The organism is Heyndrickxia sp. FSL W8-0423, from assembly GCF_038009395.1.
GTDB lineage: Bacteria > Bacillota > Bacilli > Bacillales > Bacillaceae_C > Heyndrickxia > Heyndrickxia sporothermodurans.
Genome location: NZ_JBBPBE010000001.1, coordinates 1,476,702 through 1,502,897 on the forward strand (window position 1 = coordinate 1,476,702; position 26,196 = coordinate 1,502,897).

General features: G+C 34.8%; 30 protein-coding genes, 18 tRNA genes and 1 rRNA gene. 46 read left to right on the forward strand and 3 right to left on the reverse strand.

Annotation, left to right across the window (positions count from 1 at the left end; translation table 11 throughout):
- The first annotated feature begins 188 nt into the window (after positions 1-188).
- The 27 genes from rrf (at position 189) to MKY81_RS07490 (ending at position 8,636) form a co-directional block, all read left to right on the forward strand.
- Positions 189-305, forward strand: a 5S ribosomal RNA gene (gene rrf, locus MKY81_RS07360).
- Positions 306-351: 46 nt separating this feature from the next.
- Positions 352-426 (forward strand) — tRNA-Glu (locus MKY81_RS07365).
- A 3-nt stretch (positions 427-429) separates the two neighbouring features.
- Positions 430-505, forward strand: a tRNA-Val gene (locus MKY81_RS07370).
- An 82-nt stretch (positions 506-587) separates the two neighbouring features.
- Positions 588-663: transfer RNA gene (locus MKY81_RS07375), tRNA-Thr, on the forward strand.
- 67 nt (positions 664-730) lie between these two features.
- A tRNA-Lys gene (locus MKY81_RS07380) sits at positions 731-803 on the forward strand.
- Between the two features lie 8 nt (positions 804-811).
- A tRNA-Gly gene (locus MKY81_RS07385) sits at positions 812-886 on the forward strand.
- A gap of 10 nt (positions 887-896) precedes the next feature.
- Positions 897-985: transfer RNA gene (locus MKY81_RS07390), tRNA-Leu, on the forward strand.
- A gap of 35 nt (positions 986-1,020) precedes the next feature.
- Positions 1,021-1,097 (forward strand) — tRNA-Arg (locus MKY81_RS07395).
- 7 nt (positions 1,098-1,104) lie between these two features.
- A tRNA-Pro gene (locus tag MKY81_RS07400) sits at positions 1,105-1,181 on the forward strand.
- 24 nt (positions 1,182-1,205) lie between these two features.
- Positions 1,206-1,278 (forward strand) — tRNA-Ala (locus tag MKY81_RS07405).
- A gap of 85 nt (positions 1,279-1,363) precedes the next feature.
- Positions 1,364-1,437, forward strand: a tRNA-Met gene (locus tag MKY81_RS07410).
- A gap of 19 nt (positions 1,438-1,456) precedes the next feature.
- Positions 1,457-1,530, forward strand: a tRNA-Ile gene (locus MKY81_RS07415).
- Between the two features lie 6 nt (positions 1,531-1,536).
- Positions 1,537-1,629, forward strand: a tRNA-Ser gene (locus MKY81_RS07420).
- A 21-nt stretch (positions 1,630-1,650) separates the two neighbouring features.
- A tRNA-Asp gene (locus MKY81_RS07425) sits at positions 1,651-1,727 on the forward strand.
- 40 nt (positions 1,728-1,767) lie between these two features.
- Positions 1,768-1,851: transfer RNA gene (locus MKY81_RS07430), tRNA-Tyr, on the forward strand.
- A gap of 3 nt (positions 1,852-1,854) precedes the next feature.
- Positions 1,855-1,925, forward strand: a tRNA-Trp gene (locus tag MKY81_RS07435).
- Between the two features lie 12 nt (positions 1,926-1,937).
- A tRNA-His gene (locus MKY81_RS07440) sits at positions 1,938-2,013 on the forward strand.
- A gap of 20 nt (positions 2,014-2,033) precedes the next feature.
- Positions 2,034-2,107, forward strand: a tRNA-Gly gene (locus MKY81_RS07445).
- A 12-nt stretch (positions 2,108-2,119) separates the two neighbouring features.
- Positions 2,120-2,193: transfer RNA gene (locus MKY81_RS07450), tRNA-Ile, on the forward strand.
- Positions 2,194-2,546: 353 nt separating this feature from the next.
- Positions 2,547-2,762, forward strand: a complete 216-nt coding sequence (locus MKY81_RS07455; RefSeq protein ID WP_108070531.1) for a gamma-type small acid-soluble spore protein — start codon at positions 2,547-2,549, stop codon at positions 2,760-2,762.
- Between the two features lie 88 nt (positions 2,763-2,850).
- Positions 2,851-3,111 (forward strand): DUF3949 domain-containing protein, encoded by a 261-nt coding sequence (locus MKY81_RS07460; RefSeq protein ID WP_341117311.1) that lies wholly within the window; start codon positions 2,851-2,853, stop codon positions 3,109-3,111.
- Positions 3,112-3,334: 223 nt separating this feature from the next.
- A complete protein-coding gene (locus MKY81_RS07465; protein WP_107958179.1) occupies positions 3,335-3,829 on the forward strand; it encodes a PTS sugar transporter subunit IIA in 495 nt (164 codons plus the stop codon).
- Between the two features lie 38 nt (positions 3,830-3,867).
- On the forward strand, positions 3,868-4,692 hold the full coding sequence (locus MKY81_RS07470) for a PRD domain-containing protein (protein WP_107958177.1): 825 nt from the start codon (positions 3,868-3,870) through the stop codon (positions 4,690-4,692).
- Positions 4,693-4,934: 242 nt separating this feature from the next.
- A complete protein-coding gene (gene nagE / locus MKY81_RS07475; protein ID WP_341117313.1) occupies positions 4,935-6,386 on the forward strand; it encodes an N-acetylglucosamine-specific PTS transporter subunit IIBC in 1,452 nt (483 codons plus the stop codon).
- A 119-nt stretch (positions 6,387-6,505) separates the two neighbouring features.
- Entirely contained in the window at positions 6,506-6,742 is a 237-nt protein-coding gene (locus MKY81_RS07480; RefSeq protein WP_341117315.1) for a hypothetical protein, read from the forward strand.
- Positions 6,743-6,805: 63 nt separating this feature from the next.
- A complete protein-coding gene (locus MKY81_RS07485; protein ID WP_108070539.1) occupies positions 6,806-7,525 on the forward strand; it encodes a YebC/PmpR family DNA-binding transcriptional regulator in 720 nt (239 codons plus the stop codon).
- A 199-nt stretch (positions 7,526-7,724) separates the two neighbouring features.
- The gene (locus tag MKY81_RS07490; protein ID WP_341117318.1) at positions 7,725-8,636 is read left to right on the forward strand and encodes a tyrosine-type recombinase/integrase; all 912 of its coding nucleotides are present in this window, start codon (positions 7,725-7,727) and stop codon (positions 8,634-8,636) included.
- A 2,470-nt stretch (positions 8,637-11,106) separates the two neighbouring features.
- Here the strand turns inward: MKY81_RS07490 and MKY81_RS07495 are convergent.
- The gene (locus tag MKY81_RS07495; protein ID WP_373454613.1) at positions 11,107-11,985 is read right to left on the reverse strand and encodes an IS3 family transposase; all 879 of its coding nucleotides are present in this window, start codon (positions 11,983-11,985) and stop codon (positions 11,107-11,109) included.
- A gap of 38 nt (positions 11,986-12,023) precedes the next feature.
- Positions 12,024-12,335 (reverse strand): transposase, encoded by a 312-nt coding sequence (locus tag MKY81_RS21095; RefSeq protein ID WP_066229168.1) that lies wholly within the window; start codon positions 12,333-12,335, stop codon positions 12,024-12,026.
- Positions 12,336-12,428: 93 nt separating this feature from the next.
- On the opposite strand from MKY81_RS21095, the gene MKY81_RS07500 reads away from it, so the two are divergent.
- The 18 genes from MKY81_RS07500 (at position 12,429) to MKY81_RS07585 (ending at position 23,684) form a co-directional block, all read left to right on the forward strand.
- A complete protein-coding gene (locus MKY81_RS07500; protein ID WP_341117321.1) occupies positions 12,429-12,806 on the forward strand; it encodes a hypothetical protein in 378 nt (125 codons plus the stop codon).
- 10 nt (positions 12,807-12,816) lie between these two features.
- The gene (locus MKY81_RS07505) at positions 12,817-13,221 is read left to right on the forward strand and encodes a hypothetical protein (protein ID WP_341117322.1); all 405 of its coding nucleotides are present in this window, start codon (positions 12,817-12,819) and stop codon (positions 13,219-13,221) included.
- Position 13,222: 1 nt separating this feature from the next.
- Positions 13,223-13,501, forward strand: a complete 279-nt coding sequence (locus tag MKY81_RS07510) for a hypothetical protein (RefSeq protein ID WP_341117323.1) — start codon at positions 13,223-13,225, stop codon at positions 13,499-13,501.
- Positions 13,502-13,514: 13 nt separating this feature from the next.
- The gene (locus MKY81_RS07515; RefSeq protein WP_341117325.1) at positions 13,515-13,943 is read left to right on the forward strand and encodes a hypothetical protein; all 429 of its coding nucleotides are present in this window, start codon (positions 13,515-13,517) and stop codon (positions 13,941-13,943) included.
- 82 nt (positions 13,944-14,025) lie between these two features.
- Positions 14,026-14,898, forward strand: a complete 873-nt coding sequence (locus MKY81_RS07520; protein WP_341117326.1) for an SU10 major capsid protein — start codon at positions 14,026-14,028, stop codon at positions 14,896-14,898.
- A 71-nt stretch (positions 14,899-14,969) separates the two neighbouring features.
- The gene (locus MKY81_RS07525; RefSeq protein ID WP_341117328.1) at positions 14,970-15,149 is read left to right on the forward strand and encodes a helix-turn-helix domain-containing protein; all 180 of its coding nucleotides are present in this window, start codon (positions 14,970-14,972) and stop codon (positions 15,147-15,149) included.
- A 365-nt stretch (positions 15,150-15,514) separates the two neighbouring features.
- The gene (locus tag MKY81_RS07530) at positions 15,515-16,123 is read left to right on the forward strand and encodes a hypothetical protein (protein ID WP_341117329.1); all 609 of its coding nucleotides are present in this window, start codon (positions 15,515-15,517) and stop codon (positions 16,121-16,123) included.
- Between the two features lie 143 nt (positions 16,124-16,266).
- A complete protein-coding gene (locus MKY81_RS07535) occupies positions 16,267-16,440 on the forward strand; it encodes a hypothetical protein (protein ID WP_341117331.1) in 174 nt (57 codons plus the stop codon).
- 46 nt (positions 16,441-16,486) lie between these two features.
- Positions 16,487-17,959, forward strand: coding sequence for a DEAD/DEAH box helicase family protein (locus MKY81_RS07540; protein WP_341117333.1), 1,473 nt, complete (start codon positions 16,487-16,489; stop codon positions 17,957-17,959).
- Between the two features lie 340 nt (positions 17,960-18,299).
- Positions 18,300-18,449, forward strand: coding sequence for a hypothetical protein (locus MKY81_RS07545; protein ID WP_341117336.1), 150 nt, complete (start codon positions 18,300-18,302; stop codon positions 18,447-18,449).
- Complete coding sequence (locus MKY81_RS07550) at positions 18,449-18,841, forward strand: hypothetical protein (RefSeq protein WP_341117337.1); 393 nt, start codon at positions 18,449-18,451, stop codon at positions 18,839-18,841. The genes MKY81_RS07545 and MKY81_RS07550 overlap by 1 nt, the downstream gene beginning before the upstream one ends.
- 143 nt (positions 18,842-18,984) lie before the next feature.
- The gene (locus tag MKY81_RS07555; RefSeq protein WP_341117338.1) at positions 18,985-19,719 is read left to right on the forward strand and encodes a terminase large subunit domain-containing protein; all 735 of its coding nucleotides are present in this window, start codon (positions 18,985-18,987) and stop codon (positions 19,717-19,719) included.
- Between the two features lie 13 nt (positions 19,720-19,732).
- On the forward strand, positions 19,733-20,587 hold the full coding sequence (locus MKY81_RS07560; RefSeq protein ID WP_341117339.1) for a hypothetical protein: 855 nt from the start codon (positions 19,733-19,735) through the stop codon (positions 20,585-20,587).
- Between the two features lie 54 nt (positions 20,588-20,641).
- On the forward strand, positions 20,642-21,976 hold the full coding sequence (locus tag MKY81_RS07565; protein WP_341117341.1) for a phage portal protein: 1,335 nt from the start codon (positions 20,642-20,644) through the stop codon (positions 21,974-21,976).
- Between the two features lie 524 nt (positions 21,977-22,500).
- Entirely contained in the window at positions 22,501-22,701 is a 201-nt protein-coding gene (locus MKY81_RS07570; protein WP_202299731.1) for a hypothetical protein, read from the forward strand.
- 53 nt (positions 22,702-22,754) lie between these two features.
- Positions 22,755-22,958: a hypothetical protein gene (locus MKY81_RS07575; protein ID WP_341117348.1), complete on the forward strand. Its 204-nt coding sequence runs from the start codon at positions 22,755-22,757 to the stop codon at positions 22,956-22,958.
- A 49-nt stretch (positions 22,959-23,007) separates the two neighbouring features.
- On the forward strand, positions 23,008-23,274 hold the full coding sequence (locus tag MKY81_RS07580; protein ID WP_341117351.1) for a hypothetical protein: 267 nt from the start codon (positions 23,008-23,010) through the stop codon (positions 23,272-23,274).
- Between the two features lie 59 nt (positions 23,275-23,333).
- Positions 23,334-23,684 carry a hypothetical protein gene (locus MKY81_RS07585; RefSeq protein WP_341117352.1) on the forward strand — a complete coding sequence of 117 codons (351 nt, stop codon included), beginning with the start codon at positions 23,334-23,336 and terminating at the stop codon, positions 23,682-23,684.
- 245 nt (positions 23,685-23,929) lie between these two features.
- On the opposite strand, the gene MKY81_RS07590 is transcribed toward MKY81_RS07585, so the two are convergent.
- On the reverse strand, positions 23,930-25,372 hold the full coding sequence (locus MKY81_RS07590) for a DDE-type integrase/transposase/recombinase (RefSeq protein ID WP_108073408.1): 1,443 nt from the start codon (positions 25,370-25,372) through the stop codon (positions 23,930-23,932).
- Between the two features lie 166 nt (positions 25,373-25,538).
- Here MKY81_RS07590 and MKY81_RS07595 point away from each other — a divergent pair, with 166 nt between their 5' ends.
- Entirely contained in the window at positions 25,539-26,135 is a 597-nt protein-coding gene (locus tag MKY81_RS07595; RefSeq protein ID WP_341117353.1) for a hypothetical protein, read from the forward strand.
- The last annotated feature ends 61 nt before the right edge of the window (positions 26,136-26,196 follow it).

Genomic DNA, 26,196 nt, shown 5'->3' on the forward strand with positions numbered 1-26,196 from the left:
AGAAAAGCGAAGGGCGCGCAGCTCTCTGGCGAAACTCACTGGAGCTTCTGGCGGAGAAGTCTGGAAGACTTCGACAGAAGAAGTGAAGTGACGCGAGCCGATAGCGCCCGCAGCTGGACAGGTTGATTCAACGTTATTACTGTTTCTCATCTATCTAGTTTTGAGGGAACAATCCCTTAAATAAATAGTCTGGTAATTATGGCGAGAAGGTCACACCCGTTCCCATCCCGAACACGGAAGTTAAGCTTCTCAGCGCCGATGGTAGTTGGGGGCTCTCCCCCTGCAAGAGTAGGACGTTGCCAGGCTATGCCCCTATTTGGGGCTATTATTTTGCTGAAATTTACAAGTTTTGGCCCGTTGGTCAAGCGGTTAAGACACCGCCCTTTCACGGCGGTAACACGGGTTCGAATCCCGTACGGGTCACCATATGGAGGATTAGCTCAGCTGGGAGAGCACCTGCCTTACAAGCAGGGGGTCGGCGGTTCGATCCCGTCATCCTCCACCATTTATTTGTACGAGTTATTTTGAGTTTTCATAATTTAAAAGTGTAATTTTGCAGATTAAATATTGGAAGTATATCTTAATCCGCCGGCCTAGCTCAATTGGTAGAGCAACTGAATCGTAATCAGTAGGTTGGGGGTTCAAGTCCTCTGGCCGGCACCACTTATTATTTGGATTACTGGCTGTATGAGCGATAAAGAAAACTTAATAATATTTTCATTAAAAATTTGAGCCATTAGCTCAGTCGGTAGAGCATCTGACTTTTAATCAGAGGGTCGAAGGTTCGAGTCCTTCATGGCTCATCAAAATTGCGGAAGTAGTTCAGTGGTAGAACACCACCTTGCCAAGGTGGGGGTCGCGGGTTCGAATCCCGTCTTCCGCTCCAGATAACCCTTGCCGGGGTGGCGGAACTGGCAGACGCACAGGACTTAAAATCCTGCGGTAGGTGACTACCGTACCGGTTCGATTCCGGTCCTCGGCACCAAAGTTTTTTACGAAGCAAAATAACTTTCATAATATGCGCCCGTAGCTCAATTGGATAGAGCGTTTGACTACGGATCAAAAGGTTAGGGGTTCGACTCCTCTCGGGCGCGCCATTTAGTACGGGAAGTAGCTCAGCTTGGTAGAGCACATGGTTTGGGACCATGGGGTCGCAGGTTCGAATCCTGTCTTCCCGACCATTCAAAATATACAAATAGTATGATGGGGCCTTAGCTCAGCTGGGAGAGCGCCTGCTTTGCACGCAGGAGGTCAGCGGTTCGATCCCGCTAGGCTCCATTTTTTAAAAGGAAAATGAAAGCATGACATTTCATTTCTGTCCAGCTCCAGCGCCTAATCAAGGCGCTTGTGCTTTTCTTATCATGGCGGTGTAGCTCAGCTGGCTAGAGCGTACGGTTCATACCCGTAAGGTCGGGGGTTCGATCCCCTCCGCCGCTATATAATTATAAATAATGATGGACCCTTAGCTCAGCTGGTTAGAGCAGACGGCTCATAACCGTCCGGTCGTAGGTTCGAGTCCTACAGGGTCCATAAAGTGGAGGAATACCCAAGTCTGGCTGAAGGGATCGGTCTTGAAAACCGACAGGCGGGTTACACCGCGCGGGGGTTCGAATCCCTCTTCCTCCGCCATAAAAGTAAAACTTATAAATTGGTCCGGTAGTTCAGCTGGTTAGAATGCCTGCCTGTCACGCAGGAGGTCGCGGGTTCGAGTCCCGTCCGGACCGCCATTAAATAAATATAATTTATCCCTTAATAACTATCTTTATCGGAGGGGTAGCGAAGTGGCTAAACGCGGCGGACTGTAAATCCGCTCCTTAGGGTTCGGCGGTTCGAATCCGTCCCCCTCCACCAGTTAGGGGTATAGTTTAATGGTAAAACGAAGGTCTCCAAAACCTTTGATGTGGGTTCGATTCCTACTACCCCTGTCAATTATTATGGCGGCTGTGGCGAAGTGGTTAACGCATCGGATTGTGGTTCCGACATTCGTGGGTTCGATTCCCATCAGCCGCCCCATAGAAAATTATTTTATATTTGCGGGTGTAGTTTAGTGGTAAAACTACAGCCTTCCAAGCTGTTGTCGTGAGTTCGATTCTCATCACCCGCTCCAAATTTACATAAAGGGCCTATAGCTCAGCTGGTTAGAGCGCACGCCTGATAAGCGTGAGGTCGATGGTTCGAGTCCATTTAGGCCCATTCAAAAAAATATTCTTTATTAAAAAAACTAGCTACATATTTTAGCTAGTTTTTTGTGTACTTTAGCTTCTTTTCTGATAAATTGTTGTTTTTCTTTAAACACAAAATAATATTAAAAATGCTGAGTGGATTGGAGCGGAAGGAGCTTGACTCCTGCGGGACATAGAGGAAAGGTCGTGACCCCACAGGCGCAGTAGCGCCGAGGAGGCTCGACTTCTCACCGCGAAAAAGCAAGCTCCTGCAGCGGAAAGGAACGGACATTGTTTTTTCATAAACAACAAACTTTATGAGCATATCTAAGACAACAGTATAAAAATATATTGATGATGGAAAATAGTATTAGGAGGGATATTATGAGCGAAAACCAAAGTAATAATAGCGGATTTACAGTAGCTGGAACAAGCATTGATGACGTGAAAAGAAAAAATGCGCAGTCAGGCATGTCTTATAATGAAGTGAAGGAATGGTTGGCTAAAACAACAGGCGGTCATGGAACAAGTATATACAGTAATACAAATGTTGAGGAAGTAAAAAGGAATATTAGTGAATCCATGAGATCAAATAAATAAAAGAAATGTATTTAAATGAATGAAACATTTTCTTTCCTGATCCGTAGTACATTGTAGAAACAATCATTTTCTACAAAGGAGTGGTAGTATGGATATCGCGTTTATTATAATATGGTCGGTTTTAATTTTGTATTTCCTCGTAATGATCCCAATCGAGTATAATAATATTTCTTCCATAAAGGAGCAAAAAAAGAAAGCAAATATGCACCATAATGAAATGTATGAAAAAATGAGCTTCGAGGAAGAACAACTAAATTTTAATCTTCAAGGCAATCTTTTGAACATGCCATCTAATTTAGTCGCTGCACTCATTTACAAGCTACGACATCGAAATTCTTATCGTGGATAAAAAGTTTTAAAAAATGTTACCGCTTACTTGTCTTTTTGTAGAGAGAATGTTACTATATACCTAATAATAAGATATTGATCACATGTTACTGATACGATCAGGCATGGTGGTATGTAAAAGGGTTAACCCTTTTATTGTGCTGCCATGCCTTTTTATAGTTTTATTTGATCACTGTTTGCTAAACCATGAATATTTGTAACATAGGAAAAAAGGAGTCCTTACAATGAAATTTAATTTTTTCAAAAAAGAAATAGAAGAATTGAACATATATGCACCTGTTAATGGACAAATTGTTCCAATTGAGGAAGTACCAGATCCAGTTTTTAGTCAAAAGATGATGGGAGAAGGAGTCGCTATTATCCCATCGAATGGAAATATCCATGCACCAGTTAACGGAACAGTCATCCAAGTTGCCCCAACGAAGCATGCCGTTGGATTACGTGCAGATGATGGTTCAGAAATACTTATCCACGTAGGATTAGAAACGGTTGCCTTAAAGGGAGAAGGATTCAACGTGGCAATTAGTGAAGGAGACAAAGTTTCTGCCGGGCAACTACTAATTGAAGTGGATTGGGAATATATTAAGAAAAATGCCAAAAGCACGATAACCCCGATAGTAATTACTAATAGTATGGAAGGTAAGAAACAGTATACTGTTACAGAAGAAAAGGAAGGTTTACAGGGAAAAACGATAGTGATAACATCTTCCGATAAGTAATACACTGTTTCGTATAGTGAAAACAAGGAGATGGCTCGATGAAGATATCAAAGATTCTAAATAATAATGCTGTTGTAGTAAGGGATGGGCAGGAAGAGAAAATAGCAATTGGCACAGGAATTGCATATGGGAAAAAGAAAAATGATGTTGTCAATCAACAAAAAATTGAAAAACTATTTGTCATGAAGGAAAATGAAAAACTTCAACAGCTTTTGAATCGAATCCCAGAAGAGCATTTTATCATCTCTGAAAAAATCATTACTTATGCAGAAGAGTATATTGGTTCAAAGTTAAATGAACATATTCATATAGCCTTAACCGACCATCTTTCATTCGCGATAGAAAGAGAACAGGAAGGCATTCATTTAAAAAACAAGTTATTACATGAAATAAAAATACTTTATAAACAAGAGTATGAAATCGGTCTTTGGGCAATCAAATATATTAAAGAAAAATGTAATATCGAACTCCCCATTGATGAAGCTGCGTATATCGCCCTCCATATTCACACAATGAAAGATCAGGGCGGCGATATGCGTCAAACCGTTATTCAAACTACGATTATTAGAGATATTGTTCAAACAATAACGGAGTTTTTGAACATCCATATTCATGAAGACGATATCTCTTATCATCGCTTAATCACACATTTACGATTTGCATTAACGCGAATGAATCAAAATGAACTACATACGATGGATAATGAAATGATTGAAATGATTAAAAAGAAATTTCCTCTGTCCTATCAATGTGCCACAGAAATAGCAAAAAATATATTGAATTCATATCGCATTACTTTGCCCGAACATGAACTAGGGTATATTACACTCCATATTGAAAGACTAAGAAAACAATGGGGTTAATAAATCAAAAACATTAAGGAGGTGAGGCAAAGGGGGAATGAAATGTAATTAGTATTACTCACATCACGAACCATTTTAATAATTTAATAGAATTCTTCTATATATAGAAAGTGCCATCTTTTGTATTTTCTCTTATTCATTTTATTTTATAGAAAACTTGTTTTATTAAAATGTTTTGTTCGGATGAAGTAACTACTAAGAAATAATCAGATAAGTTTTTATTCGGGGGGGGAATAGTTATCATGAAGAAATATCTACAAAGAATGGGTAAATCATTGATGTTACCAGTTGCTGTATTACCAGCAGCAGCTATTTTGATGGGGATTGGTTATTGGATTGACCCTACAGGTTGGGGATCTGGCAATGCGGCAGCAGCATTTTTAATCAAAGCTGGGGGTTCTATAATAGATAATATCCCAATTCTATTCGCGGTTGGACTCGCATTAGGGATGGCGAAAGAAAAAGATGGATCTGCCGCTTTAAGTGGGTTAGTCGCTTATTTAGTAGTAACTACATTATTATCAACTGACACAGTGGCAATGTTAAAGAGCATTGATGCAAAAGCTGTTAGTCCTGCCTTTGCCAAAATTGGAAACGCCTTCATTGGTATTATTTCAGGTCTTGTCGCAGCAAATATGTATAATCGATTTAGTAAAGTTCAATTACCAGATGCATTGGCTTTCTTTAGTGGAAAACGATTAGTTCCAATTATGACAGCGGTTTCTATGCTAGTTGTATCAGTAATTTTGTTTTTCGTTTGGCCAGTAGTATACACAGGTTTAGTTTCATTCGGAGAAGCGATAAGTAAATTAGGAGCTGCAGGTGCGGGCCTTTACGGATTCTTCAACAGATTATTAATTCCAACAGGCTTACACCATGCGTTAAATTCTGTTTTCTGGTTTGATGTTGCAGGAATCGATGATATCGGCAAGTTCTGGGCAAACAAAGGTACGAAAGGTGTTACTGGAATGTATCAAGCAGGATTCTTCCCAGTAATGATGTTTGGTTTACCAGCAGCAGCCCTTGCAATGTACCACACAGCAAAAACAAAGCAAAAGAAACAAGTGGCTGCGTTGATGATGGCTGCTGGATTCGCAGCATTTTTCACTGGTGTTACAGAACCACTTGAATTTGCGTTCATGTTTACAGCTCCTTTACTATATTTGGTGCATGCAGTATTAACAGGTCTTTCTTTAATGATTGCCGCTCTATTCCATTGGACAGCTGGGTTTGGATTTAGTGCAGGTTTAGTCGACTTTGTATTAAGTTTAAGAATTCCAATTGCAAATCAACCATATATGTTAATTGTTCAAGGTCTCGTATTTGCCGTTATTTACTACTTCTTATTCCGCTTTATTATTGTGAAATTTAATTTGGCAACCCCAGGTAGAGGCGAAGAAATAGTAGATGACAATGAAGGCGTAAGTACAGCAACGGATAAAAATAATAAATTTACTGTGATGGCTGCTAAGATTTATGAAGGTCTTGGCGGAGATGCGAACGTTACTTCTGTAGACAATTGTACAACTCGTTTAAGAGTTGAAGTAAAAGATATGAATGCTGTTGATCAAAATAAGATTAAGGCAACTGGGGTACCGGGAATTAATATTGTTGGACCACAAAGCATTCAAGTAATTGTCGGAACCTCCGTTCAATTTGTCGCTGACGAAGTCCATCGACTTAGAAAAGGTTAATAGTTTACTAGAAGTGCAAAATCGAATCGGATTTTGCACTTTTTTTATCTTACTTTTTTTGCTAACTATTCGATACTTCTATTACATTTAATGTATAATAGTAAACGAAGAATATAGCGATGAATAATGGGGAAAATTCCCTTGTACTTATTTTGAAGGCTTTGTTAAAATTCAATATTGATATTGACGCTGTTGATTGGAGCGGAAGGTGCGAGACTCCTGCGGGAATAGCTGGACAGATGAGACCCCGCAAGAGCGAAGCGATGAGGAGGCTCATCGCAGAACCGCGAAAAAGCGAGTACCTTCAGCGGAAATCAACAACCAAGTTTAACATAGCTATTTTGAAAAAAACTTGATGAAGTAGCTTATTTCGTATTACTATTTTTGAGTAGAGTTAAAGTGGAAAGAGAGTGTTCATAATGGGACGTAAGTGGAATAATATTAAAGAAAAAAAGGCATCAAAAGACGCAAATACAAGTCGTATCTATGCGAAGTTCGGTCGTGAAATATATGTAGCTGCAAAACAAGGTGAACCAGACCCTGAATCTAACCAAGCATTGAAATTCGTACTTGAACGTGCGAAAACATATAATGTACCAAAACATATTATTGACCGTGCAATTGAAAAAGCAAAAGGCGGTTCAGACGAAAACTATGATGAGCTTCGATACGAAGGTTTTGGACCAAATGGCTCAATGGTTATTGTCGATGCATTAACGAATAATGTGAACCGTACAGCATCAGAAGTGCGTGCAGCCTTTGGTAAAAATGGCGGTAATATGGGTGTCAGTGGTTCTGTCGCATATATGTTTGATGCAACAGCTGTGATCGGACTTGAAGGAAAGTCTGCGGACGAAGTACTCGAGATTTTAATGGAAGCGGATATCGATGTTCGTGACATTATTGAAGAAGAAGATTCTGTCATTGTCTACGCCGAACCTGATCAATTCCATGCCGTACAAGAAGCATTGAAAGGTGCCGGAATCACGGAATTTACAGTTGCTGAATTAACTATGCTTGCCCAAAACGAAATAACACTTCCAGAAGATGCAAAAGCACAATTTGAAAAAATGATTGATGTATTAGAGGATTTGGAAGATGTTCAACAAGTTTATCATAATGTAGATTTGAGCGAATAATACTATATTTGTACTACACGTCCCTTTCAGTTATTTGAAAGGGAGAAACAAAGGACTTCTCGCTAGAATCTAACTGATTATAACTTCTAACAAATTTAACGAATGATGATATACATTGTTAAAAATCATAGTATTTTTGATGATAAATATTTTACCCACTTTTTGTATGGAAAATCTCATACGAAGGGTGGGTTTTTTGTTGTATTTAGACGATGTTTATAAAGAGTTTTTGTACGATTTGGAGATCAAAAATTACTCTCCAAGAACAATAAAAGGTTACAAAAACAACAACAAGGCATTTCTAAGCTACCTAAAAAATGAATTTGATATTGAAGAATTAGAGGATGTTACAACGAAACATATTAAATCCTATCTAATGAATTTGAAGAAAAAAGGATTAACGGAACTGTATATTAACACAATTCACAAATGTATGCGTTCTTTCTTCAGATTTTTAGTTGAGGAGGGTTATATTGCAGAAAAAAGAAATCCTATTCTTTCTCTTAAATTTATGCGTGAACCAAAGGTCATAATCAAGACGTTTACTGATGATGAAATTAAACGAATGATAAATGTATTTAATAATAACAACTATTTGAGTATTCGTAATCGCCTAATCCTAATGACCTTCTGTGACATTGGTATTCGTAACCTCGAATTGTGTACACTTACTCAACTAAATGTGATGGATACAGTTGTTAAAATTGATGGAAAAGGAAATAAAGAACGCTATTTACCAATTTCCCCTATTTTAAAGAAATACATGATTAAATACGAACGAATGAAGCATGAGTATTTTAAGGATAAAATAATGATCGATAACAATTATTTTCTTTCGAGAAATGGAAAGACATTAACTGTTACTGCAATTGAAAAGATTATAAAAGAAGCAGGTAAGAAAGCAAAGGTAAGGGAGTCTATTCGTTGTAGTCCACACACTATAAGACATTATTACGCACAGAAACAATTAAAATTAGGGCTAGACGTATATAGTTTGAGCAGGTTACTTGGGCATGAATCAACGGTTATTACAACGAGATATTTACAATCACTAAATGACGAAAATATTGTTGAATTAGCCAAATCAACGAGCCCACTTTCAAATTTATAATCTAATCAAAAGGAGTTAATCAAAGATGACAACTAAATTTAAACGTTCTATTTAGAAAATCATGAAACCCCTTGATATTACTATGTTTTTAGGACATAGGGTCTATTTTTATAATATGGAATAAAGAGAAAAATGGCTTAGGGATATTGCGAGTATCCCTAAGCCGATAAATTCCCTATTTAAAACTTAAAACTTACAACTGAATAAGAAACATCCTATTCAACTACCATTATAAAATTTAAAAAAATATAATGCAAGGGGTCTAGTTTCCTATTGTCTTTTTTAGTGAAAATGGACAAAAATCGGTCGCGAAAGGTGGCTTCAACCCTTGATATGACTAGGTTTAAAGTATCGATAATAGGAAGGGTGTTTCAGTCGAGGTTGCCGATAAATCGACTATAAATATCAATCGTCAGGTATTGACCCAGCCATTGCTTAAAATGGGGATAGGACACAATAAGCATTTCCCTATTTATGCTTGTGTCTGAAACGTGAGGGCTACGTTAGTGCTGATCGAAGGAAGGATAGGAGTAGATATACTCGCAAGACATTCACAAGTAAGAACCGACATTGTGTCGGTTTTGAACCTGCTAGGGCTATCTGTTGCAGTAGAATGTTGTGGAGAAAATCCACCGACAAATAGGGTGTTACGAATACGGATACCATAACCCGATATACAAAAGGAACAGTCGCTTGTCTATTGTCACTTGATTATTTTTTTATCATCTGACAGTAGGCAACAACTATGCCCAAAGCCGTTGTCCATACACCTCAACCAAAAGTAAAAGGACAAATAACCCATGTCAAGTTTATTTGCTAAAATTCAAGTTAAATTAATAGAAAAAATTACATGATCGGTTGGCTAGGGTAAATACATTAGGATGATTTTACAATTTGTAGATTATGATTAATTAGTTAGGTTACGGAGCGTAGAATTGATGTAACGCATTAGGGCTTATATATCAGAATAGGGGAACTGAGAACTAATGAAAATGTCCAAGTTTAGAAACTAGTCTATCTATTGATATATCAATATCTATTTACTTTAAAATTCATTTGACATCTTGATAAACCTTGATACAGTAAGGTTTATAGGCAATAATCCTTAATAGTTATTAAAGGAAAATGACTAAATAGAAATCTAATCAATTAGAAAAGTAACGGTTTTTAAAACTCCCAAACCCCTTGTCCCCCAACGGTTACAGCGTTTTTTGATTCCTCTGTTACTATGATAGAGAAAACAAAATGTGGACAGTTAGTGTTATTTATCAGAATAGATATGTTAGCGTTTGTCTTGTTATTTATCAGAATAGAGGAACAGGTGAAAATGTTAAGGGTTTAGAAACCACCCCAACCCTATCTGATACCACATTCCATAAAACTTTTGAGTTATACAATATCAATAAATCATTGCAAATAAAGGAAAAAATGGTTAAATTCCTTAGTATTCGTTAAAGGAACAAGAAAAATTAGAAATGTCCAAGTTTAGAGTGGTATTTATCAGAATAGGAAACCCAATAAAATATAACATACCGTATTGGGGTATGCTCGGAATGTGGACATTTAGGAATCGTATGAACACTTGGTACATCAACAACGTTCCAATATTTGATCGAGTGATTAACTTTTAATAAGCGTGAAAATGTCAATAAATATAATGGTTTTCGTAGGGTGTGGGGGTATATTTTCCTTAATGTTCGTTAAAGGAAGAAAAAACAAATCGTTTTGAAATAGGATGGTATTTATCAGAATAGAGTATAAGGTGACAAAATGAAGTACACTTAACCCTTGATACATCAATACTGTATAAGAATAAGAAAACATCAAATGTGAATAAACCCTTTAATATCAACGTTTATAAAGTGTATTCCTTAATTAACCCTAAAGGAGGAAAAAGCGAGAAAGCTATAAAAACCTTGTAACCCTTCATACTATTACATTTCTAGCACATAAAGTTATTTTATTATTATGAAGAATGTTGATATAACTACATTTGGTGAAAAGGTTGGATGCCCTCTAAGGGAAATGTTAATAAAGCAGAAAACGTGTATAATGCAATGATGATGTATGAAGTTGAAATTACTGATTAGTTTTTATATTAAATGTGTGAACGATAGGGTATATTTATCAGAGTGGAATACACAGTAATAATTTTCATTGAGTGCCATTTCAAATGACATTGAATGAAGGTTAATACCTTCCATAATAATTTAGACATTGTTTGACCTCACCTTTTTTGATTGGGTAGTCCATCCGGATTAACCCCCGTATTTTGGACACTATCTCTCTTAATCTAGCTTTTTCTTAAAATTACATTGTTTTTCGTTTCCTTTTGTCCTTTTTGGAGTCTAGCCATTTCTTCCATTCCATCAAGGGTAAAGGCTTCGCCCGACTATCGTCGCCCTTGATTCCACTCCAGAAATAGCTGTTTTTATTTTGGGACAAAAGGAAGAAAAAATGGAAGGGCAGATTAAACCCGAACCTCTTTGATTTGCATCTTTTCCTGCATTTGTTTCTTGTAAAATTCCATTGGTGATAAGTCTAAAATACTAGAATGCATGCGTCTCTCATTGTAGTAAACCATGAATTCTGTGACAACTTCATAGACCTGTGCATATGTTTCAAATTGCCATCTGGATAAGCAATCATCCTCAAAGATCCGATGGAACGACTCAATATGGGCATTCATATTCGGTGTTTTCGGTGGAATTCTTTCGTGCTCAATTTTGTAATTTTCACAAAACTCCTCAAAGGTATGGGAAATAAACTGTGGTCCATTGTCTGTTCGAATCACAGGTTTTTCCAATTTATCGAATTGTTGGCGTTTAAATAAAGCACGCTGCAACGCTTGAATCACGTCGCTGCCTGTACAACTAAGGCCGATATGGTAATCCACAATGCTTCGGTCATAGACGTCGATTATAGACATGACAAAGAAAAATCGATCTTCACCTTCGATGAAACCGTACTTAATGTCTGCCTCCCAAAGTTTATTAGAACAGCTAATGATGCGGTTTCGTGCTAGTTTTCTAGGGTACGAGACTTTCTTTTTGCGTTGCGGACGTAAAACGCCCAGTTCTTTACACAATCGGTAAACCTTTTTCTTGTTAATTTTAAGGTTGTATTTTCGACGAAGGACCTTAGTTAGCTTACGGTAGCCGTAGTTATAGCCATCGCCGGCAATCTCTTCGAGCAGAAATTCTTTGATCTGTTCATCGGATACCTTTTGACCGTCCTCTTTGAAGGAATAACCTGGTGCCGGACGCCCCTCACTCACTTTTTTCTCTTCCACCCGGTAATTCTTTTGATAATAGTAGGTGGAACGAGGAATACCAATGATTCTTAGCACCGTTGATACGGAGTAGCCTTTATTAATCCATTTGTCAGCTACTTCAAGTTTTTCAGTAAGTGAGGGTTTTTCTTTTTTATAAGATCTCGTAAAATCGCTATTTCAAGGTCTTTTTCGCCTAGCAGTGTCTTAAGTCTTTCGTTTTCTTTTGACATCTCCTTTGGATCAAAATCAGGTATTACGGCAACATCTACATCTCCATACTGGCCATTTTTGTATTCGGTGCACCAACGACTTACCATGTTGGCATTTAGGTTATAACGACGAGCTACTAGGGTCTTATTCCCTGTATCGATCGCCTCTTTGATGACTTGTAATTTAAATTCTTTTGAATGTTTTGTTCTTGGCATGATGTCAACCTCCTTGGTACATTAAGCAGTATAAAATAAATCACTCTTATTGTCCAAGTTCATTTAGGGGCTTATAAGGATGCTTATATTGTATTGAGGACATATATAACATCAAATTGGAAAACTGTATCATTGCGAAATGACCAAAACATTGAAATTAAAAAATTAACACTTGATGGTACTAAAGTAAAATGGACTCATTTAAAAAAAACAAAAGAAGAATATGTTGGTGATGATAAATATGGTGATCCGGTCTATCGTCAAGCAGAATACGAATCCAATCAAACCTTAGAATTAACTATTACATTGAAGGGTTCAGATTTTACACTTCCTACTACTGTATCACGTTCCGTCATTATTGATAATGTGGATAATGAAGTATCAGCAGAGGACTTTCAACCTTTTACATTTGAAAATGCTAATGATGAATTAACAATTAAGCACAAAATACAAGTACCTGCGATTGCGTAGGTGATGTTTTATGATTATTACTCTTGAATCACATGTTTCCCCGATTCAATCTCACGCTTTGCACAATCATGAAGTTATATTAAAAAAAGAAACAGTTGAAGTAGTATCCTCTATTAATTCAATTGTTACAAGTGCAGAAGTACAAAAAGGACAAACGTTAGAAGTAACCTCTTTTATAACACTTATTAATTCGTTTGTATCGTTTCCAAGTGATTCAAAAGGGAAGATTGAAACTAGGATTGTAATGTCCTATGTAAGCCCCATACAAGCCCATACAGACGTTTTAATCCCTCTTAATAATAATGTAGTCAACGCTTATACAAGTGTCATATATAACCCCTCAATGGCTACATACAGTGAGAATATCTCACAGTTAGATGTAATAAATAATCCTTCATTTGTGGAGGTGAATTAAAATGTTACAAGGCGATACAGTTAGATTGAAATGTCACTTTAAGACGTTTACAGGACAATTAATTGATCCAACAGACGTTAAATTGACAATCTACAATAGCAAAAAGGAACAAATTGAGCAGTTTATCTTAGATGACAGCAACAAGGAAAATGTTGGTGTCTATTTTTATGACTACACCCCTGCCAGTGAATTGAACGAATTTATTTTCGAGTTTGCTGGCAGTTATAATTCTAAACCGATTTTAAGTCGGGGGAGAGTTGAAATTAAATTTAATCAATAGGAGGTCATGATACATGGCAGAAGAAATCAGTTTTACACAGGAACAACTAGATGAAGCATTATCCAATGCAAAAAATGAATGGGTTGAAAAAGAACTTAATCCTATCATTACTGAAAGGGATGACTTGCTTCAATTCAAACCTAAAGATTTATCAGATGAAGAAAAAGCTTTAGCAAATAAGCAACAAGAATTATTTGACAAGGAAGTTTCCTTGACGCTTAAAGAAAATGGTTTAGAACAATTTGCAGATGTCATCAAAGTAGGCGATTCAGAGGAATTAAAAACGGTGATTGATTCACTTACTGGAATTGTTAATCAAATTAAAATTGATAATGGTTATGTTCCAAACGATCACAAGCAACAAAATGAATATGATGTCTTTGCTTCAAAGAAAGATACACAAGGCATGATTGCAACAAAACTAAGTAAATTATTTGGGTAACTAGCACTTTGACAATATGTTGAGGTGCTTTTTTATATTAAAAATATTGGGTGACGACCAACGTCAGAGGAGAATATTTAATATGACATTCACATCTAAAAATTTCACTGAAATGGAACAAATTTCACTTGCTAAGGAAATCGCAGTAATCGGAGTACAAAGTACGCCCCTAACATCTATGTTGATGGCTAAAGGAAACGTTGAGAAAGCTTTATCTACTGTGTATACATGGAGAGAAAAGACACTTGACCATGCAGATGATTTATCAGCAAAAGAAGGTTCAGATGAAATTGTATTCTACGAAACTGCTAGAGCAGAATTGAATAACATTCTTGAAATCTTCAAAAAAGGTGCTTCAATCAGTGGAACTGCGGTTGCTATGAAATCTAATCAATTTGCACAAGAAGTAAATGACCGTTTACTTGAATTGAAAATCAATATGGAAAAGAAATTTATCAATGGTTTACGTAATGATGGTTCTGCAGCACCTTTCAAACGTCAACTAAGTGGATTAATTGAAATGGCAGACCCTTCTAATGCTGTAAGTGTGACAGGAAGTGTCACAGAAGATGATGTTAAAAAGGTTATGCGTAATCTTTGGAATCAAGATTTAGCAGAAGGTACTGTATATGCTTTTGTAAATGCTGATATTAAAGAACAAATTGACGCTATTTACAAAGATAAATACGGTTATAGCCATGTAACTACTTCATTTGGTTTATTGGTTGAATCTATCAATACTAACTACGGAACTGTACACTTTGTACTATCTAAACACGTTCCAGCAGATAAGATTGTTGTATTCAACGATAACTATGTTGACCTTGCTTATTTACGTCAACCTCACTTTGAGCCATTAGCAAAAACTGGTGATTCAATTAAAGGTCAAGTAATTGCTGAAGCAACTCTTAAAGTAGGTAGCAAGAAAGGTGTTGCAGTAGTTACTGTAGCATAATCAAATACATACAATGAACGTTCCTTCACTTTGAGGGAGCGTTCTTTTATTTAATCAAAGGAGAAGAAAAAATGAATGTAAAGGATGAGTATTTTCTCAAACGTAGACATAAGAAAATTTCAATGCAAAAAATTGCAAGCTACATAGGATGTTCTCAAAGCCTTATTTCACGTTATGAAACAGGTGATTGTGAAATGTCAGATAAGAAGATTCAAATGTATAGAGAATATATAGATACATACAAAAAATAAATCAAAATTTAATCGAGAAAGGTAAGGTGAAACAGTGAATAGATTTAGAAATTCGTCATGACCACTCTCCTTTTAATCTAGCAAAAGGAGAGGTTAGGTTAAAAAAGGGAGAGCAAGATTAAAAGTAGTGTGGGAGATTTTCTCTCTTTCACTATTAGAATGAATGAATTTATGAAAAAACAGTGTCCAGAGTGGGCAACAGAAACAAATTTAGAACGTGATTTAATTGTCGGTGATGATTCAGTGCATTAAGTTGTAGCTTATTAGAACATTTAACAAATGGAAATTGGAAAGTAAACTATTTTTATGATTTTGAATCATCATTTCGAGCAAAAGAAACAGGTTTACCACTTATCGGTGTAGATATGGCTTTCACTAAGAATGTCCGCACATTTGATAATCATGTCACAAAGCAATATTACAGTAGTTCATACAATCCATTTATGATGAATCCTAATATCTACTATGATATTACAGCAAATGATAACTATTACAAAAAATATCCATTCAGTACATTAATGTTAATTATGGCTTACTATGATATTCCACTTCCTAAAAGTGATATTGGAAAGGATTTAATACTTGCATGTGATTCTGCATTTAAGGGGCATTACACAAGTAATAAATTCTTTAAGGATATTCATACTACTTGGTTGGAAAGAATGGGATTTGATGGACTTATTGATCGATTAAATGCTAATACAATGAAATACTATTATGATTTACAAGAAGAATACAAACTAAATGAAAAAATACATATCAATGAACAAGGGTTGCTTACTTCAAATATTAAATTTGAGGAAATGCAATCCTTTTTTGATTGGAAAATTGGGTTATCTGATAATGAATTTACTTTGGTTAAAAAGAATATTCGCACAGGACACTCTATTAATCAGAGAGTCCCCGAACGAGATCAATTAATCTCATTAGCTTATACAAGTAAGGCTTATGTCAGTTATACATACAAAGCATAAAGGGGAGATGAAATATCGTCTCTTTTTTTTAATTCCATTTGAAAAAAATAACATTCTCGTTAAAATACTGAAAGACTAGAGAATTCGTGTTTGCAGTTTTAAATGTTGTTGAGTATTATTTCTAAAAACTAGGAGGTGGAATCATGAAGAATTACTTTTTTTGCTACAACAAACGAGTATCAGATTTTCTAAAAACTAAGGAAATCCATCACATCACAGTGGCACAAGACCCAAAGACGATGAAAATTTTTAGTTTGTTTGAAATTAATGAGCCATTTAAAAAGGCACTTGATGAATATAAAGCACAATCCAAATAATCAATCACTCTATATCTAATTCTATTAATTAATCGGAGGAAATTAAATGAAAAAATGGGTAAGTGAAGTCGTAACGCAAGATGAAATTAAAAAATGGAGCAACGGAGATATTATCACGATTTCAGCAGGAACAGGGGCAGGAAAAAGTAGATTTATTAAAGTCAGTTTATATGCTCATGCAAAGCGACAAGGTAAGAAAATTTTATTCCTTATACATAGAACAAATTGTGTAAATCAGTTTCAAATGGAAATTGAAAAGGATTATAAAACTGACATAATCGACATTAAGACTTATCAACATATTGAAGCGAAAATTAGATATGATAAAAACTTTGATTTTAGTGAATACCAATATATTGTGTGTGATGAATTTCATTATTTCATGCAGGACTATTTCAATAAATACACTGATATTTCCCTTAATGCTATTCTTAATCAAACTGACAAAATAAGAATATTCATGAGTGCCACAGGTGATGTAATGGAAAAATATCTAAGTGGATTTAAGAAAATAGACGTAACTCCATACAAAATATCAATAGATTACAACTTTATTAGAAAATTGATTTTCTTCAACAAAGATGAAACGTTTGAACAAGTTATTCAACAAGCTATTGATGAAAATAAGAAAGCAATATTCTTTATTGATTCAGCAGAGAAAGCATACAATTTGTACAAAAAGTATAAAGAACATTGCTTATTCAATTGTTCCAAGCACAATGACAAATACTACAAATATGTGGATGAAGAAAAAATAAATCAAATGTTACTAAAAGAAAGATTTGAGGAAAACATTCTCATTACAACAACATGCTTAGATACTGGGGTAAATATTATTGATAAAGACTTGTACTGCATATTTTGTGATGTAAAGGATATTAGAACTCTTATTCAATGTATTGGTCGTAAAAGAATACAGGATAAAGACGATAAGATTGAACTATACATTAAATCAGTCAACAATAAGCAATTAGGCGGCATGATTACCGAATTAAATAAGAGAATGGATATGGCTAGATATTTAAAAGATCATTCTGCACATGAATATATTGAAAAATATCCTAGAGATTATGATAAATATTGCATAGTATATGCTGACAAAGCAGACAAGGAAAAAGATACGGTAAACTTAAACATTAATTATCTTATTTACATTAAATATGTCATGGACTGTGCAACGTATCAACAAATGGTCAAGGAGGAATTTGGATATTGTAAGTTTATGGCGAGGATGTTTGGATTCTATGACCCTTATCAAGGTTATGATTATGTTTTGTTTGATGAAGAATATAAGAATAATAATTTAATGGAATATTTGGACTCTATTATAGGTCATAAATTACTAAAGGAAAATCAAAAAGAGTTAATTGAAAAAATTGATTTAAAAGTAAATGGTAGACAACAAAGAAGTTATAAGAAACTCAACGAAGGACTGGAAATGATTAAACTACCATTTGTTATTTTACCAAAGAAAAGTGGAAATGTACGTTATTGGATTGTTGAAAAAATAGCAAACTAAAAGTTGGGACAAAATTGATGTAACCCTTTATATAAAGCATGACATTAAAATTGTCCCTATAAAATGAAATAATCATAAGTGCAATGGGGTTTGGGGAAATGCAAGGCGTAAGATTCGGGTACTCTTTTTGCCCGAATTGTCGCTTTCCCCAATGTCTATATATGTTACATAGTTAAGATCAAAACACCCCCTTGTAAGTATATTTTTGTTCGTAAAAACCACTCACAAAGAATATACTTCCGTCCCCCAGGGGAAATCTTATCAATATTTTAATTTTGAGGATGGTTCACATTGGACTATCCTTTTTTCTATTCACAAATTTAATCTAGGAGGAATCATAATGAAATCTGCACAATTTATCAATGCTATGAAACAAAATATTAATGATCTACACGACAATATTGTACGTTTACAACTTCTTAATGACCAACAGTTAAAACGTGAGGAAGAAATATTATCAATCCTTCATCAAATGGCAGGTGATAAATAATGAACATACATGAAGCCTTGCAAAATGTATCTTATAAAAAGCAGGAATATTTCAAGTGGAAACATGATATTAGATTCAATCAAAATTTACCACAGAAAACAGAAAAAGAATTTCTTAAAATGTTACAACTAAAATCATTGAATACATTCCATAGATGGGAACGCACACAGGAATATAAAAACTTATTATTGTTACTGTTAGAAAGTAAAGTTGCTAATGACTTTGACGATATTTATAGAATTGTAACGGAGAAAGCTAAAGATGGAGACGAGAAATCTATTCGTCTCTTTTTGTCTATGCAAAAGGATATACAATCCAATGCTAAACTTGCAGCCAAGACATTTGAAAAGGTTGAAGATGAACAGGAAGATGATGATTTAGTGTTGGATTAAAGTGGGTTACTGGTTGAAATGTCTTTCTAATGTTGCTATGGGCGTTTATAAGCAATTTAGTTTTTATGAATTGAATAACTGGCCGTCAAATTTGACGTAGGGGGACTATATTTAGTCCTTCTTTTTTTATTGGAGGTGAGATAGTGGCGGTAAAAAGTAAAAATAAGAAGTTGCAAAAAGTATTAGATGATCCTAGATTATTCTTTAAGAATTTCATTAAGATAATTGATAACAATGGAGAAACAATTCCATTTATTTTAAATCCCGAACAGGAACAATTCACAAATGAAATGACTAAATATAATATCATTCTGAAAGGGAGACAGATTGGCTTTACAACGTGGTCATTGGCTTATATGTTGTATTCAGCATGTACTAAACCTGATACAAACTATTTAATGATGACTCACCATAACAAGGTGACACAGTCATTATTAAGACGTATTAATAAAATGTACGCTTCATTACCTCATGATAAGTATGGTGAATTGTTCCCTAAAAAATTAATTAGCAACAGGGATGAAATATATTTTGAAAACGGTAGTAGGATTCAAGTTGCTACTGCTGGCGGTGAAGATTCTATTTCGGGTAATACATTTGAATTAATTCACCTTTCAGAAATGGCTAAGTATCCTAATGAAGCACAAGAGGAAATTATAGCTACTTCTATTCCTGCATTGGCTAAGAATCCAAACAGTAAGATCATAATTGAATCTACTGCAATGGGATATAACGTGTATCAAGAAATGTTTGTAAAGGCATGGCGAGGTAAAGAATCTGTATGGAAAGCACACTTTTATAGTTGGCTTGCAAAGGCTTATAGTGACCAATTTAAGCATAGTTTTGATGAAGCCGAGACCATGGTTCAAGTTACATAACAAAGGGGCTAGAATGTCCACTAAGGACTTAGAACACGATGAAATGATACTTAGGGATAACTATAAAGCAAGTTTCAGACAATTGATGTTCAGAAGGTATTATATTGAAACAAACTCATTGGAAAAGTTTATGAGGGAATTTCCCACTACTCCAGATGAAGCATTTGCAGAAAGTAACAATGCAGTATTTGATACTAAAAAGATCATTGAAAGATTGCAAAATGTCATTCCCCCGTTGGAAACTAAGGAAATATATGACGAATTACCGGACACGTTGAAACCATACATCAATAAAAATCTATTTATCTACCATCTACCTAAAAGATCAATTAAACATTATGCAGGTGTTGACGTTGCTTCGGGTACTGGTGGAGAGAATGATAATAGTACAATGGCTATCTATAATGCAGAAGGTCAACAAATGGCTTCATTCTATGCAAATGATGTCCCTGTCTATAAGTTTGCGGAAATCTTGAACAGTTTAGGCAGGTTTTTTAATTATGCCTTTATTTGTGTGGAAAGAAATAGTTATGGTTTACCACTACTTGAAAAGTTGCGTAAAGAGTATGGTTATTTGAATCTATTAAAGCAGAAGATATTCGACCAAAAGGGTAAGAAGAAATTACAACTTGGTTTTATGACTACTACAACCACAAAGCCGATTATTATTAATGACTTAAAGGAAAACTTTGAGTTAGGCATGATTAATATTGAATGTGTTGAGACATTGGAGGAAATGAAAATTTATCAAGAAGTTAAAGGGAAAATGGGAAATAAAAAGGGTACTAATTTACATGATGACTTAGTAATTGCAACTGCAATGTGTTGTCAAGCAATGAAACAAAGTAAATATTATGTGGATATTTGAGGTTAGGTTAAATCGGGAACTTAGCCTTTTTATTTTGTAAAGGAGGAATAAGAATTGACTGATAAACTACAGGAATATATTAAATCAAAATATGATAATGCTAGTGATTGGTTTATAGAGGAAGTCAAATCAATTAGTAATCAGCAACGTGTATTAGATGTAATGTCCAAAAAGGAATATCTAAATGGAAGTCATAAGATTAAGCAAAGGACTAGCTATAAATATAATGGGAAAGAATTTACTCCTAGAAGGATAGTCCTTCAATATGCGAAAACTCTTCTTTCATTTCAACAGAATTATTTATTAGGGAATCCAATCACATTCACTGGGAATGAAAAGGTTGTTAGTGAATATTTGAAGGTGAATAAGAAGGGTAAATATGATCGTTTGAATCAAAAGATATTGGACAAGGTGTTAAAATATGGACAAGTAGCAGAGTATGTTTACATTGACAATGGAGTAATTAAATCAAAATTAATTGATTCTAGTGAAGGTTATCCAGTTTATGACCATGAAAATCATTTGATTGCGTTCATTGAAGCGTATGCTAATGATGGAATTGAATATTATACAGTTTTTACTGATAAATACGTTGATAAATATGATAATGAAGGTAGCACATTAAGATTAGTAGATAGAAAGGTATCTCTTAGTGGATTGCCTATTGTTTATCATAATGATAATGAATTATCAGATGTTGAGGGTAGAAGTGAATTAGATGATTGGATTGAAATATTGGACAGTATGGAGGACTTGATTAGTAAATATACTGATTCATTTTACAAGTTTATTGATCCGATATTTGTTACTAAAGGACAGACATTAAAGGGTGAATCATTGCCTAGTGAGGTAATTGGTAAGGGAATCAATCTTGATGATGGGGCAGACGCTGACTTTGTAAGTAATAAATTGGATTATAAATCATTTGAGACAATCTATAAGACATTGCTCCAAGCATTGTTAGATACATCAAGTACACCTGCGGTATCAATGAACAAGACAGATGTGTCCAATTTGTCAGAGGTATCTATAAGGTTATTATTCTCATTGGCAAACGTTAAGGCAGGATTAAATGAACAATATATAAGGGAAGGTATAGAGCAACGGAATGAGAAGATCAGACAATTGTTAGGCTTACAAGGTGTGACATTTGATGATGAATCATTTGATACATTAGACTTTGTATTCCATTATAATATGCCAAGCAATGATAAGGAAACAATTGAGAACCTTGAGAAATTAAATGGTATGGAAGCGATCAGTTTAGAAACGATACTTGCCAAGAATCCGTATGTGAATGATGTAGCAACGGAGTTAAAAAGATTAGCTAGTGTTGATGTTGAAAAGGTAGATAGTGGGAACAACAAAATTGATATTAGTGTAAAGTAAACATACTTGACAATTTAATGTAAACCTTATTAAATCAACAGTTGACATATTAGTGATAATATTGGTTTTTTCGCCCATGTTATTATATGAGGTCATCCATTAATTTTTTAATAGTGGTATTGGTGGGTGGCTTCATGTATATTGGGTGAAATTTTATTATCCAATTGAATATCTCAAATTAAAAGTTTATACATTCTATAACCAATTCACAAACTTATTAATGCCTATAAACGTTGGTAAATCAACGATGTATAAAATAGTGTATATTTGATAAATTTTGGACTTTGTGAAATGTAGTGTTATCAAGGGTTTGAGAAATGGTCAACTTCCTAGAATCAGTATTATGTAAACCTAAAATGAATATTGTATAAGTAATTTTGAATAAAATTTTGGTTTTATTAGATGAATTATAACACTCGATACCCCAATTAATGGAAATGAGTGTCGCAGCATGTCATTTTACACACCCAGAAAAAGTAGGGAAAAATCTACCTATAAAATTAATCAAATTGGAGGAATAATTAATGAGAAAGTTTGAAATTACATATCATCTAGTCGGCAATATCACAGTTGAAAGAATAGTTGAAGCAGAAACATTTAAGAAAGCAAAAGAATATATTCAAGTAAACACCTATCACTCATTTTCAGATGATAATAAAGTATATTATGAGTTTAATGGTCGAAATATTGTATTAGCAACAATACAGGAATTAAAAGAATATTAAGAGGAATTATCTCCCTTTGTGTCGAAAGTAGTAGATCGAAGGGAGGTGCTTTCATGTCCAAGAGAATTATAGTTATCGAACAGAATCATGAAATTACGAAAAAGTTAGAGGTTGACGAAAATACAGTATTAAAAATTGGTGATTTTCAAATTAAAGTATCAGAATTTACTGGAATAGCTTCTTATTCAAAGGATGATGAAAATATTGATATAATGAGTCTACCTGCTACGGTTTCTACTTTAGAAATAAAATTATAAAGTGTTTTATATTCTTATAGAAAGTCAATGTAAAGGAGAAGATATTTAATTGAGTTTCTTTGAAGATGAAATATTAAATGATTTGAAAGTTGGGGAAATATATACAGAAAGAGAAATAACAAGCATTATATATTTTAAAGATAATGTAGTTATTTTATGTCAAGAGTCATCTCAATTCCATAGTTCAAATACGGAAACGAAATATAAGGTATTAGATAGAACAGAAACTTTTGTACATACAAGGGATGCTCGTTCACAATCGTATATATTACCAAATGAAAAAACTATTATATATAAAATAGAAAGAATTTATTAATTTTCCAGCACTCACTAATTTAGTGGGTGTTTTTACTTTTATTAGAAAGGGATGATATTATGAACAACCTACAACGCTTAGAATTAGAAACAAAAGGAATCAATTTATCTCAATCAGAATTAACTATATACCTCCAAGAAAACGACATGCAGCCATTTGAAGAATATAACCCACAATCAGCCACAAGTAAGCGTAATATTTACCGGTCAGCGTTATCTATTCTTGAATCAGTTGCCAATAATCCAACCTTAATGAAGTCAATTAAGATGGATGATACAACTATATCCGATTTTGCTGAATCTATACAATCACGTATTGACCAATTAGAACGTAAAATTCGTACATTAAAGACAGATGACCAAATAGCAAATGAATCTAACTTTTTCATGTTGTTTGGTGAGGTATTGTAAAAAGTTCTATGAAAACTAAATAGTTGTTTAGGTTACTTTCCATTTATTAGGTGGGGAGCTCCCGCAATCGCTCTTGACAAACACGCCAATGGTTTGATCCAAGGTTAACAAGGGCGAAGGGGACAAAAAGAAGGCATACCAAATAAGCCCTTGGTATTTTCATTTTAAACCATTGGCAAGTTCGGTTTGTCAAGAGTTCGCTCCGCCGATTGCTAAATGGTCCAAGGGCTCTGCTAAACAAAAAGTTAGGCGGATCTTTGTTCGACTATCCATCGTTGAGCTAACTCGATGAGCTTTGTCCAACGCGCAGGCATGGTAGGAAGTCCTGATAACTTTGGATTCACAACGGGTACCTTGCCCTCTAGGGATGCATGTGGTCGTAGAAAGTTAAAATACGCCGCAAACAAGGTGACAAAAGAAACAGATCCATGATCCGATCCAAATCCTTGTGTAGAGCGATAATTTCCTTTAAATGTGCGATTCAGTCTTTCGATAATCTGTTTTAACGGTCTGTATTCGGTTGAGATGGGATCTTCATTTGTCAGCCCGATTACTTGCTTCACATCGAAAGAAATATCATTCTGAGCGAAGAAATGCTGGGCTAGAAGATAGATTGGATTTCCATCTACTACGAATGTAAGGTTTTCAGGGATCTCTTCCATCTTCAGTAGGACGTCGTTTATCGCTTGAATGGCGGATGCTGTATCACGATTAGGCGACACTCGGTACGAAAGGACGATCTTTTTCACCGCGTCAAAGAAGAAAAAGAGATAATGCCATTTTCCATTGACCCGGATATAGGTTTCGTCACCACAGAATTGATCTGAAAGCTCATAAGGATAGTGATCCACGTAAGGTTTAAGTAAAAGAGCCACACTATTTTCGTAGTTCAATATCGTCTGATGAGAAATAGCTACACCGTGAACATCCTGCATAAGGGCAGCGGTCCTTCTTGCGGAAAGACCGTAATTCACATGGTAGGTCAATATCAAACCTAACGTATGCGGAGAAGCATAGATTCTAGACAGATCAACAACTGGCAACTCCGGTGAATTCTTGGATAATGGTTGAAAATCAATGTGGAATTGGCGAAAAATATACCTTAACTTAAACGACTGGGGATCCTTTTTAAACTGTTTCTTTTCTTTGGAAGACATACCGTTTAATTTCTTTTGATAATACGGACAGTCGTCGTTTTTACACTTAAACACATCGAAATCTTTTCGCTCCTTGATCTTATCGAGTGTTTTAGAACAATGAGGACATTTCAAAATGGCCTCTTTCGAAAAACGATTCTTATCGCTGAAAAGGCAAGAACATACCTTGCATTGATACTGTCCCTTATCACCATTATTGGCATAAAGATAATCAGATGGTGCACCACACTTAGGACATTTCATTCCTTTAGGTACCGACACTTTTGCGTTCTTGTGTCTTCGAACGGGTTTAAGAGATTTCCCATGCTTCTCTTGGTACTCCGTTAGGAGATTTCGATAATTCAGCTTTTCTGGGATTTCGATAATGGGAAGATCATCAACTTGTAGTTTTCGATAAGGTTTGTTAACAGGCTGCTGATCTTTCGGTTTATCAAACATACTCTTCCCAATAAGTAGGGTGAGTAATGTTCGAATTATTTGTTCTTGGAATTTTATAAAAGTTAGTAAATAGGTTATAATTTGAGGGTACAACTTGTCACTTCCTTTTCTAAGGTTGTTGGGTGTGTGGTAACCTCAATTATCCTTAGATTTAGGGGGGTGGCAATTTTTTTGCTCAAAAATCCCTCTATTAAGGTAGTTTATAGCCTATTTTATATAAAAGTTTTGACAAAACGTTTGGTGATTAGGAGGTTGAAAAATGAATTTATTTGAAATTAATCAAGATGATATAGAATCTATATTTAATATGGCTAGTCAAACTGTATTAATTAATGATGCAGAACGTCAAGCAATTGTTACAACTTCACCTTTAACAGAGAATGAAGAACGGTTTATACATACGCTTGAAGGTGTCCATATGGGTGACTTAGTTACATTAGATGATGAGAAGTATTTATCATTAACTGAAAGCATAACTAAACGTCACAGTAAATATAAAGCTAAGATTAGGCATTGTAATTATGTGATTGAGTTTCCTGGTGAAGTAATTGAGGACTTCATGAGGGATGAGAATGGGAATATTGTCTATGATAGGCTTGGTGACCCAATCACAATTACAATTGTAGGTGATCCCATATTTATTCCTGCAATAGTAGAAAATAAAACATTTAGTATTACAGGTAGTCAGTTATTAGTTGCGGAAAATCAAATTATTGTGATTGCACAGGATAATGAAGTTAATAGGGGAAAGTTTACAGTAAATAATACTTTTAGTTTAATGGATTTAAATTGGAAAGTTAGAAACCAAGATAGGACTAAAAAGGGATTATTGATTTTGACTTGTGAGAGAGTTTAAATAATATGATATACAGAAATTTAACTATTGTAAAAACCCACCACATAAATTATAATTAATG